At 60.9% G+C, this 12,568-nt stretch carries 10 protein-coding genes; 2 read left to right on the top strand and 8 right to left on the bottom strand.

The features are described from left to right. Window positions 1-251: 251 nt before the first annotated feature. The 7 genes from ldhH to CZ345_RS14725 form a co-directional block, all read right to left on the bottom strand. Window positions 252-2,402, bottom strand: a complete 2,151-nt coding sequence (ldhH, locus tag CZ345_RS14760) for an L-lactate dehydrogenase (quinone) large subunit LdhH (RefSeq protein ID WP_077073829.1) — start codon at window positions 2,400-2,402, stop codon at window positions 252-254. 3 nt (window positions 2,403-2,405) lie between these two features. Then, window positions 2,406-3,032 carry a lactate utilization protein gene (locus CZ345_RS14755; protein ID WP_077073828.1) on the bottom strand — a complete coding sequence of 209 codons (627 nt, stop codon included), beginning with the start codon at window positions 3,030-3,032 and terminating at the stop codon, window positions 2,406-2,408. 82 nt (window positions 3,033-3,114) lie between these two features. Then, complete coding sequence (locus CZ345_RS14750; RefSeq protein ID WP_077073827.1) at window positions 3,115-4,425, bottom strand: (Fe-S)-binding protein; 1,311 nt, start codon at window positions 4,423-4,425, stop codon at window positions 3,115-3,117. A 2-nt stretch (window positions 4,426-4,427) separates the two neighbouring features. Further along, a complete protein-coding gene (locus CZ345_RS14745; RefSeq protein WP_077073826.1) occupies window positions 4,428-5,813 on the bottom strand; it encodes an FAD-binding oxidoreductase in 1,386 nt (461 codons plus the stop codon). Between the two features lie 657 nt (window positions 5,814-6,470). Beyond that, entirely contained in the window at window positions 6,471-6,953 is a 483-nt protein-coding gene (locus tag CZ345_RS14735; RefSeq protein ID WP_077074131.1) for a hypothetical protein, read from the bottom strand. A 429-nt stretch (window positions 6,954-7,382) separates the two neighbouring features. Next, window positions 7,383-7,739: a cytochrome c3 family protein gene (locus tag CZ345_RS14730; RefSeq protein ID WP_077073824.1), complete on the bottom strand. Its 357-nt coding sequence runs from the start codon at window positions 7,737-7,739 to the stop codon at window positions 7,383-7,385. Window positions 7,740-7,817: 78 nt separating this feature from the next. Continuing rightward, entirely contained in the window at window positions 7,818-9,347 is a 1,530-nt protein-coding gene (locus CZ345_RS14725; protein WP_077073823.1) for an FAD-dependent oxidoreductase, read from the bottom strand. Window positions 9,348-9,684: 337 nt separating this feature from the next. Here CZ345_RS14725 and CZ345_RS14720 point away from each other — a divergent pair, with 337 nt between their 5' ends. Together CZ345_RS14720 and CZ345_RS14715 are read left to right on the top strand one after the other, a co-directional pair. After that, window positions 9,685-10,317 carry a Crp/Fnr family transcriptional regulator gene (locus CZ345_RS14720; RefSeq protein ID WP_162274986.1) on the top strand — a complete coding sequence of 211 codons (633 nt, stop codon included), beginning with the start codon at window positions 9,685-9,687 and terminating at the stop codon, window positions 10,315-10,317. A gap of 37 nt (window positions 10,318-10,354) precedes the next feature. Continuing rightward, entirely contained in the window at window positions 10,355-11,089 is a 735-nt protein-coding gene (locus CZ345_RS14715) for a Crp/Fnr family transcriptional regulator (protein ID WP_077073821.1), read from the top strand. Window positions 11,090-11,186: 97 nt separating this feature from the next. On the opposite strand, the gene CZ345_RS14710 is transcribed toward CZ345_RS14715, so the two are convergent. Continuing rightward, a complete protein-coding gene (locus CZ345_RS14710; RefSeq protein WP_077073820.1) occupies window positions 11,187-12,482 on the bottom strand; it encodes an amidohydrolase in 1,296 nt (431 codons plus the stop codon). Window positions 12,483-12,568 lie beyond the last annotated feature (86 nt).

The following is a 12,568-nucleotide window of genomic DNA, read 5'->3' as shown; positions in this document are numbered from 1 at the left end:
AACTCTCCTCTGACTGTAAGAAGGTAGACGGGCATAGGGAGAAGAAGGAACATGCCTCCCTGTCGGAGTCTGCCGGGCTCCGCCGGGGATGGGCGCGTGTTGCGTGCGCCCGGGCCTGCCGCCCGGTCGTGTGGCCCGGCAGGGCGGCGGAAGAGGTTCTTATCCGGCCGGGCCGGAAAAGTTTTTTACGGGGGGCGTTTTGTACGGAGGGAAGACGCACCCGCGGAGCGCCTCCCCTCCGGTGTTTCAGATTATTTCATGTTGCGGGCGAGCAGTTCGGACATGTGCTCGACCTTGATGGGGGAATCGTTGGCCGTGGCCACGCCGCGGATCTGCATGACGCAGCCGGGGCAGTCCGTCACGATGGTGGCGGCGCCGGTGGCTTCGCTGTTCTTCAGCTTCTTCCTGCCGATTTCGGCGGAAAGTTCGGGGAACTTCACCGAGAAGGTGCCGCCGAAGCCGCAGCACACGTCTTCTTCAGCCGCAGGCGTGTAGTCCGCCACCATGTTCAGCAGCGCGCGGGGTTCTTCGGTGATGCCCATGTTCCGCATGTGGCAGGGAGAATGGTAGGTGACCTTTTCGTTCGACTTGACGAAATCGTCGGCCCTGAGGCCCAGCTTGTTGTACACGAAGGAGGTGAAGTCCATGATCTTCGAAGCGAAGATGCCGGCACGATACCTGTCTTCGGTGTCCTTCAGCAGGTCGGGATAACCGTGCTTCAGATGACCGGCGCAGGAGGCGCAGAGGGTGAGGATGGCGTCGTACTTGCCGGGTTCGAAGGCGTTCACGTTCTGCGAGCTGACCTGGAGGCTGGTTTCGCGCTGTCCCATCATTTCCAGAGGCAGGCCGCAGCAGGTCTGCTTGAGCGGGAACTCCACATGCACGCCGTGCCTGTTGAGCACGCGCACGGCGGCCACGAGCTGTTCGGGGTAGATGAAGTCCTGGGCGCAGCCGGAGAAGATGGCCACGCGGAACTTCGGCTGCGCAGGATTGTTCACCACCTTCTCAAAGAGCTGGCGGAAGGACTTGGGCGCGAGCGCGGGAAGCTGCCTGAAGCTCTGGTCGCCGCCCATGAGCACGGCGGGAAGGTGGCGGATGAAGCGGCCGCCCTTCACCGTGAGGGGCTTCTGCGAGAACTTGATGAACTTCAGCAGGCTGTGGAAGCGGTCGCGGTCCTTCATGACCATGCTCATCACGGAACCGGCGGCATTGTTGCCTTCGCTCTTCACGATGCGGGAGCGGATTTCACGGGTGATGCGCGGCAGGTCGATGCCGGCGGAGCACACGTTCTTGCAGGCTTCGCAGCCGATGCAGTTCTGCACCAGGGCACGGGCCTTGTCCGCGCCGTGATAGAGGTAGGTGAGGGCGAGACCCACGGCGCCGATGTACACATAGCCCATCTTGTGGCCGCCGATGAGGCGGTACACGGGGCAGACGTTGGCGCAGGCGCCGCAGCGCACGCAGCGCAGGATGTCCTTGAAGGCGGGGTCCTGGGCGATCTTGAGGCGGCCGTTGTCAAGGAAGACGATGTGCATTTCCTTGCGTCCGTCGGGATCGGTGGCGCATTCGTTGGCGCCCGCAATCCAGGTGATGTAGGAGGTGATGGCCTGGGCGGTGGCGTTTCTCGGCAGCACCTGCAGCACCTTCAGCGCGTCGGCCACGGTGGGAATGAGCTTTTCAAGACCGGCGAGAACCACATGCACTCTGGGCATGGTGGTCACGAGGCGCAGGTTGCCTTCGTTGGTCACGGTACCGATGAGACCGGCTTCCGCCACGGCGAAGTTCGCGCCGGAAATGCCCATGTCGGCGTTCACATATTCGCTGCGCAGCTCCTTGCGGGCCACCTTCACGAGCTTCTGGATGTCTTCCCTGTCCTGCTGAACCTTGGTCACGTCGGTGAACAGGTCCGCCACCTGATAGCGGGAAAGGTGGATGGCGGGCATGACCATGTGGGAGGGACCTTCATGACGCAGCTGGATGATCCATTCGCCGAGGTCGGTTTCCACCACGCGGAAGCCTTCCTTTTCCAGCGCGCCGTTGAGGTGGATTTCCTCCGCCGTCATGGACTTGGACTTGATGATGTTCTTGCAGTTGTTTTCCTTGGCGATCTTGGCGATGATGCGGTTGGCTTCGGCGCCGGTGGAGGCGAGGTGCACATGCACGCCGCGCTTTTCCGCTTCGGCCTTGAACTGTTCGAACAGTTCCATCATGTGCTGGGCGGCGTTGTCCTTGATGTCGGCCACTTCGCTGACGAGACCGTCCACGTCCATGCCGTCGAAGATGCGGACGCGGTTGGCCTTGTATTCAACGGCGAACTTGTCCAGCGTGGCGCGGAGGAACTTGTCGTCCAGCGCTTCCTGGATCTGCCCGTGGTATTCCTTCATGTTCTTGACGTCGGCCATCTTTTAGTCCTCCAGCAGCACGATATGAAGTTCGAGGGGACCGTGCACGCCGAGAGCGCCCACGCGTTCGATATCGGCCGTACGGCTGGGGCCGGTGATGAAGGCCGTATAGGATGCTCCGCCTCTGTTGAGCAGGTCGAGCATGATGTCGTTGGCGTCCTCCAGCTTGTTGATCAGGGTGGATTTGCGCACCAGCATGACGGACACTTCGGCCACCATGGTGCCGATGCGCACTTCTTCGCTGTTGGAGTTCACGATGCACGTCACCGTGTCGGCCACCAGGGCTTCGGCCCAGGTGATGCTGGTGTCGAAGCCGCCCATGTGGTCGCGCAGACCGGAACGCAGCAGCGTGATGTCGGTACCCGCGGTCTTTTCTTCCAGAACGGCATATTCTTCATCGGAAAGTCCGGGGGCCGCAATGAAGCGGTCGAGCATGGTGGGGAAGCCGTTTTCGCTGGCAGGGCCGTACTGCTTGCCTTCTTCGGGCAGCAGGGCTTCGCAGTGGCGCTTTTTTTCGGTGACGTCCACGGCGTACTGCATGGCATCCGCGAAATCCTTCGCTTCATAGAAGGAAGCGGGAATCGAGGGAGCCTTGGCTTTCACCACTTCAACAAGTTGATCCTGGGTCATTGTTACTCCTTGGCATTGTTCCGCGAATGACGCGGTGGGAAGCGGGGGAAGGCCCGGCAGAGCGGGCCTTCCCCTCACAATATCAGTCGGGCAGCGTTTCCGCGTAGATTTCGATGGGATGCTTGACGACGACGTCGTCCTTGTTCTGCGAGAGCATGTCGGAAATCTGAAGCATACACGCAGGGCATCCCGTGGCTACGGCGGCGGCGCCGGTACGGACGATGTTTTCGCGTTTGCGCAGGCCGATCTGCCTGGACAGGTCGTAATGGAACAGGGTGAAGCTGCCGCCGCAGCCGCAGCAGCGGTCGGCCTCCGCCATTTCCACCAGCTCGTAGTTGGGGTTCTGGCGGATGAGCTTGCGGGGCTGTTCCCATACGCCGAGACTCTTCTTCAGGTGGCAGGAATCATGGAAGGTCACGCGGGTGACTTCGCCGGGGCGGCGCATCCCCTTGTCCATGGTGTCCACATGCAGAACGTCGATGAGGAAGGCGTTGATGTCCATCACGCGGGAAGCCACCGAAGCGATGGTCTTCTGATGTTCGGGCGAGAATTCCTTCGCAAAGTGCGGCCACCATTCCTTCAGCGTCGCGGTGCAGGAACCGCAGGGCGTGAGAATGTACTGTATGCCGCCGCCGGTGAATTCGCGGCCGATGACGTCGAGGTTCTTCCTCGTTTCCAGCACGAAACCGGTGCGGTCGCCGGAGGCGAGAGCGGGAATGCCGCAGCAGGTGAGGGCCGAAGGCATGACCACGCCCACGCCGTGATGTTTGAGCACCTTGAGGCACGCCTCGCCGAGCTGGGTATAGTACTTGTCGGCCATGCAGCCTGCAAAGAAGAGCACCTTGATGCCGATCTGCCCTTCGGTGTGCAGATCCCCGTACTTCGCGTGCAGCGACTTGGCGGGAAGCTTCGCGATGTGGCGCGAACCGATGAGCTTCTTGAACAGCGGCATGTCATAGGTCTTCGCGCCCTTCTGTCGCATGACGAGCCCCTGGAAGGGCGCGGCGGTGCGCATCATGGCGCTGAAAAGCTGCGGATGCGTGAGCAGTTCGCGGAAGACGAACTTCTTTATGGGGTTCAGGCCGCGGTAGTCCACCAGAGCCTGCCGCGCTTCCATGAAGATTTCCAGAATGGAAACGCCGGAAGGGCAGTTGGCCTGGCAGGAGCCGCACAGAAGGCAGCGGTTCAGCTTTTCCTCTACGGCGTCGGCGTCCTCGATAAGCTTGTGGGCAAGGTTGTCGAGCAGCGCCAGCTTGCCGCGGCTCACGTCCGATTCCTTATAGGTGACGCCGAACACCGGGCAGACGGCCTGGCACAGGCCGCAGCGCATACAGTCGGCCAGCCGGTCGTCCAGCTTCATCAGTGTCTGTGCAAGACGGGAGATGTCGCTCATGGTCAGATCCCCGTGATTTTGCAGGCGTTGAACAGGCCCTTGGGGTCGATGGCGCGGCGCATACGCTGGGAGAAGAGAATGGTGCCCTTGCTGGTTTCCTTTTCCATCCACTTGGCCTTGGCGGTGCCTATGCCGTGTTCGCCGGAGAGCGTGCCGCCCAGCTTGAGGGCGACGTCGAAGATTTCGTCCACAGCGGCTTCCACGCGGGAGAATTCTTCCTTGTCGCGCTTGTCGCAGAGAATGGTGGGATGCAGGTTGCCGTCGCCCGCATGGCCGAAGGTGCCCATATCCACCTTGTACTTGGCCGCGATTTCATTGAGGCTTTTAATCATGGCCGGAATCTTGGAGCGGGGAACCGTGGCGTCTTCCAGCACGCAGGTGGGACGGGCGCGGGCAAGCGCGGGCAGGGCGTTGCGGCGTGCGGCCCACAGCTTGTTCTTTTCTTCCGCGTCCTTGGGAATGTGGATGCCCGTGGCGTTGCACTTCTTGAGCACTTCCTCCACGATGGCGGCTTCGTCCGCCACCTGGCCGGGGTGGCCGTCCACTTCAATGAGCAGCATGGCCGCGGCGTCCACGGGAAGGCCGATCTTCTGGTCGGCTTCCACATACTTCAGCGTGGCCTGGTCGAGCAGTTCCAGCGTGCAGGGCACCACATGGGCGGCGATCATGGCGGCCACGGCGTCGGCGGCATCCTGCACGTCGGCAAATTCGGCCGTGATGGCGCGGGAGGCGCGGGGCGGAGGAACCAGCTTGAGTATGGCCTTGCTGATGACGCCCATGGTGCCTTCGGAACCGACCATGAGGCCCGCGAGATTGAAGCCGGTCACGCACTTGACCGTGCGGGAGCCGGTTTTCACGAGGTTGCCTTCATAGTCGTAGAATTCCAGACCCATGACGTAGTCCTTGGTCACGCCGTACTTGAGGCCGCGCAGACCGCCGGCGTTCTCGGCGATGTTGCCTGCCAGGGTGGATACGGACATGGAGCCGGGATCGGGCGGATAGAAGAGGCCCTTGGCTTCCACGGCGGCGGCGAACTGGGCCGTCACCACGCCGGGCTGCACCACGGCGTACAGGTCTTCGGTGTTGATTTCGAGAATTTTCTGCAGGCTGTTGGTCAGGATGACGGCGCTTTCCACCGTATCCGGCACCGTACCGCCGGAGAGGTTGGAACCCGCGCCGCGCACGGTGATGGCCAGCCCGGCCTCATAACAGAGGCGAATGGCCTCTCCTATCTGCTCCGTCTGGGTGGGACGAAGAACCAGCGCCGGAACCTTGGCTGGAAGCACGGCGCTGTCGTAGGAGTAGCACTGCCTGTCGGCTTCGCTGGTGAACACGTTTTCGGAACCCAGCAGAGCACTCAGTTCTTTGATTAAATTAGGACTGATCATGACATCCCCTCCCCGAAGGGTTATAAAAGTCAGGAAAATGCATACAATTTTTACGGTAATAAAATAAAGGTAAAACCACAATCAATGCAAGCGGTTTTTCCTGAAATGCCGGAACTTTTACCAATAGTTCTTTTTTTCGCAAGAAGAAAAAAACGCAGATGCAAGGTAGCTTGTTGATATTACAGGCAATAACATAGGCCTCAGGTAGGAAAACGTCCTGCGGAACAGGCGATATGTTTTTCAGAGGCGTTCCGCACGGTATTTTCTGCGCGGAAGCGGGCCTTTGTGAAAAACCTTCACGGACGGACGGAAACGTATTGCCGCCGCTTTTTCCTCCTTTTCATGAGGAAAAGCCGTGTTGCGGAGGGAAAACGGCGTTTTTTCTTCTCCGCCATGGTCGGGCGGAGCTCTGTAGCATCCGTCGAAGGACGAAAGCGGGGCTTCAGAGAGAAAGCGTGCTTCCCGGAAAGGAACAAGATGCGGAAAAACGCGGAGGGAGAAACGGAATGCGGCCTGCATCCTCCGTCCGTCGAACGGCACTTCGACGGAATTTCTGTTTCTGTCTTCGCGGACCGACCTGCGAAAAGGCGAAAAAAACGGGACCGTATGGCGCGATCCCGGATTCTTGCTACGGCAGGCGGGGTTCTTCCGCCGTTTTCAGTAGGAAGAGGGGAAAAGCCGGGCGTCGACGGGCTTGAGGTTGTTGTTCAGCAGTTCTCTGCCCTTTGCCGTATCCGAACCGACGATGGTGACGACGCAGCCGAGCCTGCCGTTGGAGCTGAAGTAACTCACGCCCCCGGTCTGAGACCTGGAGAATTCTCCCACATAGGAATCACCCGAGGGGCGGGGTTCGGAAACGGTGAAGCCGCCCGCCTTCATGTTGGCGAACGTCTGGGCGGCGAGTTCCTTGGCGGGCAGGGGCACGGGGGTGACGGCAATGCTCACCGCCGACTGTTCGGCAGGGTTCTGCACAATGACCATCAGTCCGCCTTCGGGAACCTGCGGCGACCGGGGCTGTATCCATCCTTCAGGAAGGTTGAGAGTGAAGTAGTCCGTTTTCACCTCTGCACCGGGCGCCATGGTGGCGCAGACAAGGACGGCCGCGAACGCTGCGGTCAGGAACGTCAGAAATCTTTTCATGGCCTTCTCCCTGGAAAAATCTTTGCCCGCATGGCGGCACCGTACCGTGCGCGGAGGCAGCGGCACAGCCTGCATGCCTCGGGAACGATGCGGGGGGAAATTCTTTTAAGGAGCATGGCGGGCTTTGGTAATGAAGTCAATATATGCTTACATTCGCGTATGATACGATGATGCGGAGAAACGTGCCGCAGAAGCTGCCCGTCGTTTGTCATGTCCTGCCGCAACAGAACCTTTCTGTTTCTTGTCCGCTGCCGCAGGCGCGGCCCGAAGCGCGGCGGACTGGTCCTGCGGGAGAGACCGTGACGGTACGGCGCAGGCCGGAACCATGCGCCCCGCATACAGGAAAAAGACGCCGCCGGATATCTTCCGGCGGCGTCCGTAATGGGAGCACGGGCCGAGTCGGCGCCGTGCCGTACAGAGGGGGGGAGGCTACTTGAGCTGTACGCCTTCAAAGTTTTTCACATGGCAGTACTGCGTGGCGCAGGAAATCTCCGAAGCCTTGTGTTCCTTGTGGCAGGTGTAGCAGTCCACGGTATCGCCCCAGTGGGGAGAGTAGTGGGGATTGCGCTTGTAGTCCGACGTCTTCTTGATGAGTTCGGACATGGGACCGTGGCAGGTCAGACATGCCTCATTGGCGGGGGGCACCTTGTTTTCGGTGTCGCCGTGGCAGGTCTGGCAGGAAAGGCTGGCGTGATGCGGCTTATGGGTCACATTCTGTTCCGCCCGGGCGACATTCGCCGCCAGCAGGAGCGATGCGGCCAGGATCAGCGCGATGTTTTTCGTCATAACGGACTCCTTGGGTGCGGAGGATGGGCTTCACCTCCGCGCAATCGTTGTCTCCGGCCCTCTTGGAGGGGCGTCGTCTCAGGCCTTCATGGTCCGTGCGCGTTCGGCCACCTGTTCGCCGGTGATGATGCCGAAGCTTGCGCAGTCGGGAAGCGAACATGCGGTAAGACGCGTTACCCCGAAGACGCCCGCCGAGGCCTCGCCCGCAACGTAGAGCCCGGGAATGGGCTCGTCGTCCAGCGCGCTCAGCGCTTCACCTTTGGTATTGATGAGCACGCCGCCCTGCGTATAGGAAAGGTCGGGTTCGATGGTGCAGGCCGCGAACGGAGGCTTGGTAAGCGGCACGGCCTTGGCATCTGCGATGTTCTTGCCGAATTCCTTGTCCACACCGGCTTCGATGTCTCTGTTGTAGCGGTCAAGGCTTTCCTTCAGCACGGCAAGGTCGAGTCCTTCCTTTTGGGCCAGCTCTTCCAGAGAATCGTAGGGACGCAGCGCGCCGGAGAACAGCAGTCTTTCGCGGCGCTTGAGGTCGAAGAAGGAGTCCATGGCCGTCTTGTCGTAAATGCCGAGCGGGATGCAGCGGTGCTTCTGCATGTACAGGAGCATGTTCACGGCCAGATCCGTGCGAGGCATGCCTTCGTTGATGAAACGTCTGCTCGTCTTGGGGTCGATGACCATACCCATCTTGAGGTCTTCGGAGGCGATGTAGAACCCGTAGCGGCCGAGCGTGGTGTGCACGCTGCGCGCGCCTATGGCAAGGGCGGCGCGCAGGGCGCCCGCCGTGTTGCCCACATGGCAGCGCGTGGCCATTTCCTCGCCCTGCAGCGGAGCTTCCGCGGAACGGAAGGGCAGGTCGCGGGAATAGCCGCCCGTGGCCAGAATGACGCCGTAGCGCGCGCCGTAACGCCTGGGTACGCCGCCGGTATTTTCCTTGTCCTCATTCTTGGAGCCGGTGATGAAGTCGTAGCGTTCGCGCACGGTGATGCCGCAGACTTCGCCCTTTTCATTCATGACGAAGTTGTCGAACTTGACGCGGGTGCGGATTTCACCGCCGTATTTTTTTCCGAAGCTTTCCCACAGAGGAATCATCACGCTGGTGCCGAAGCTTTCCACGCCCTGATGCACGCGGGGCGCGGAATGGCCGCCGAGCAGGATGGTCTTTTCATTGAACTTTGCGCCGTTTTCAATGAGAAAATCGATGGCTCTGCCGGAGTTGCGGGCCACGGTGAGGGTCAGGTCCTGATGGTTCAGCCCGCCGCAGGCCGCGCTGATGTCGGCGGCAAAGGCTTCGGGAGAGTCTTTGACGCCCTGCTTTTTCGTGAGCATGGAACCCACGGCGCCGAAGTCGCCGGTGGCGATGGCCGAGTTGCCGCCGAGATAGCTCATCTTTTCGATGACGACCACGTTCTTGCAGCCGTTCTTTCTGGCGGAAAGTGCGGCGCACATGCCCGCCAGGCCCGAACCGATGACAATGACGTCAAACACTTCATCCCACTGCGGTTCCTTCTTCGCGGAAGAGGCGTGGGCCACGCTTCCCATATGCGCCAGCGTCATGCTTACCGCGCTCCCGGCCAGAAACGCACGACGAGACAGATACCGTTTTGTCATAGGTTTTCCCTCCTGCAGGAAGTTCCATTCTTGAGGATATTTTCACATAGCACGGAATTCGGTCTGCAAAAAACAGCAGAAGTCAATTTTTACGCAGCTTTTATTTTTTTTTGAGTCCGGCCTTTATTTTCCCCATGGACTATGGCATATCCCCGTGAAACGACCGTCGTCGGATGCACCGTTTCAGAAAAGGGATGCATTGCGCCGCATGGCGTGGACGATAACGGCCGGATTTTCTTTTTTTACCGGACAGGGTGGAAATGTTGCTATGGTGGAGGCGGCGCACATGCAGCAGAGCGGCCAGGAGAAAGGCACCTTTTTTTTCCGGACGAACTTCATGCATACGGTCTATGTGGAAAGGCTGAACAGGCCGTGGAAGTCGCTCATGGAGACGGGAAAAAGGGAAGCGGTGAAGGCCTCGGCGCGGAATCCCGTGGATATTGTACCGGAAAGAAACGAGCTGCTTTTCCTTCATTCGGGCATGGTCAGGCTGTATGATGCCTCCGCGCGGAGCAACGGCCGGATCATGCTGCTGATGGGGCCCCAGTGCCTGCTGCATTTCGCCTTTTTTGAACAGGGGGAAGCCGCCTTTCCCTGCAGAATCAGCGCGGAAAAGCCGGTCTGTCTGTACCGGCTGAGGTGCGACGACATGCCGCAGGCCGAGTTTGTCCGGCGTCACCCGGAGCTGTTCGTCAACGCCGTACATTCTCTTGCCAGACTCAATCTTCTTTTTCTGTATCGGGCGCACGCCTTTTCCTTCAGCTCTGCGGGCGCGCGTCTGTGCCGTCTTCTGCTTTCCTTCGAGGCGCAGTCGCCCCCTCCGCTGACCCAGAAGGATATGGCGGCGCTCATCGGCGTCACGCAGGAAACGCTGTGTCGCCTGCTTTTTCCCTGCGGGAGAGGGGTATCGTCGGCAAACGTGAAAACGGGCGCATTCCCCTGCTCGACATTGACCGGCTCTGCGCCCTGAGCCGCATGGAAACGACGCTGCTGCCCAAGGAGAAAACATGTCCGCCGCTTCTTCCGCCCCGGAACGCAGTCTGGAACAGTTGAATGCGCCATGGCTTGCCGCCGTATGTCTCGGCGAGAAGGAACAGTATCTTCCGCACGACTGCCTGCGCGTGGAAGGATGCCGTTTTTTTCATCTCATTCTCAGCGGGCGCATCGCCATGCAGTGCCTGAACGCGGCAGGCAGGGAATGGACCATGTTCGAGGCCGGACCGCTCTGTCTCGTCAATGAGCTGCCGGCCGTTTCCCAGGTGAACAACCATGTGTCCTACCGCTGTCTGGAACAGGTGCAGAGCGTGCGCTTCGAATATTCCCTGCTGTCCGACCCTGAATTTTACAGGGAATATCCCGAGCTGGTGCTGAACCTTATGGCGACCATACGCCGCAAGCTGTTCTTTTTTTCCGACTATGCCAGCGACGCCGTGGAGGGCTTTGCCCTTGAGCGCATATGCCGCCTGCTGGTGCGGATGACGGACGGCAGGGCGGGAACCTTCTGCTCGGGGCAGGGACAGAAGGAACTGGCCGTGCAGGCCGGGCTTCACCCCAGTTCCGTTTCAAGAATCATACGGCAGTTGCGGGAACGGAACATTGTGGGGGCCTTCACCCGGCGCAGGCTGGAAATTCTGCAGCCGGAAGCGCTGGCGATGCTGGCCGGGCTTCGCGGGAAAGGCTCCCCGCAGGGTCATACCGGGGTGGCAGACGAGGAAGAGAGCCTTTCCCCGCCCCGGCCGTGAAAGGCGAAGAGCTGGGACTCCGTTGCGGTGAGGCGGAGCCTTCGCAGGGGAAGAAAGGGAAGGTTTTTCTGTTTTGCCGGTCCGTGCGCTTTCCGGTTCAGCGTCTGTCCAGCGCGATCACGAGTCTTGTCAGAAGTTCCACCGAGGGCAGAAGCATGTCTTCATGAAAATCGAAGTCCGGGGCGTGGTGGCCTGCGGCAAGGTCGCTCCCCAGCATGAGATAGACGGCGTCGCCTCCCTGTTTCTGCACGGCGGCCATGTGCACGCAGGCATCGTCGGAACCGAAGCCGGGGGCGCTGTCGCGGATGAGTTCCTGCCGGAACCAGGGAACGGCTCCGGCGATTTCACGGACAAGATGCGTGAGAGCGTCGTCGCTTCCTGCTCCGTCAGAGCCGCCCATGATGCGGATGTCGCAGCGCTGTTCGTACATGGCGGCCGTGTGTTCGATGATGGAGCGGCAGTGCTCGAACATGTATTCATTGACGGCGGTGCTGGCTCCGCGCGTTTCGCACACCATGCGGGCCGATGAGGGAATGGTGTTGCGGCCGCTTCCCGCCTCGAGCCTGCCTACGGTCACGCGGGAATCGCCTTCTCCGTGCCGGGGCAGGGCGTGCATGTTGAGTGCGGCGCTTGCGGCGGCGAGAAGGGAGTTGGCGCCCTTGTGCGGTTCGGCCCCGGCATGGGCGGCGCGTCCGGTGAAGGTCACGTCGAATTTGGTGGTGGCCAGAAAGCCCTGCGCCCCGCATACGAGGCTGTGGTCGCAGTCCGCCCACATGCCGATATGGGCGGCCACCATATGCCGCGCGCCGTCGAGCAGCCCGGCCGCCGCCATGGCTCTCGCCCCACGGCAGCCTTCTTCTCCGGGCTGGAAGAGCAGGCGCACATTGTGCGTAAGGCACTCGCGCAGACGTACCAGCTCATGGGCGAGGCCCAGCCCCAGGGCGATGTGTCCGTCATGCCCGCAGGCATGGCAGATGCCTTCGTGCAGGGAGAAAAAGCCTTCCCTGCGGGGCAGGTGGGAAGCGCTGCCGCTTTCCTGTACATCCACGGCGTCGATGTCGAAGCGCAGCACGGTGTGGGCGGGCAGGTCCGGCCGTATGTCCACGACAAGCCCCGTCACGCCGTTCATGGCGTCCAGAAGACGCTTTTGTGCGCCTTCCTCTTCCGCGCGCTGCCGGGCCTTGTCCAGCGTGATCTCATCCGGTACGCCCATGCGCGCTTCCGGGGCCGATACCGATTCCCCCATGAGGGGCGCGAGGCCGAGCGCTTCCGCCTCTTCCGCGATGCGCGCCGTGGTCCAGAATTCCGCCATGCCGGTTTCGGCATGTTTGTGGAACAGCCTGCGCAGGGCCGTCAGCCTTTTCTGTGTGATGTGGGGCGTGTAGTCGATCATGGCATGTCTTTGTCCGTTTCCGGCGGACGGAACGGGGCTTTCAGAAAGCGGGGGAGAAGAAGAGGCCGTTTGCACGGCATTCTCTT

The sequence above is a fragment of the Mailhella massiliensis genome (genome assembly GCF_900155525.1).
Lineage (GTDB): Bacteria > Desulfobacterota > Desulfovibrionia > Desulfovibrionales > Desulfovibrionaceae > Mailhella > Mailhella massiliensis.
The sequence above is the reverse complement of the archived record's forward strand: the minus strand, read 5'-3'. Positions and strand labels throughout refer to the sequence as shown.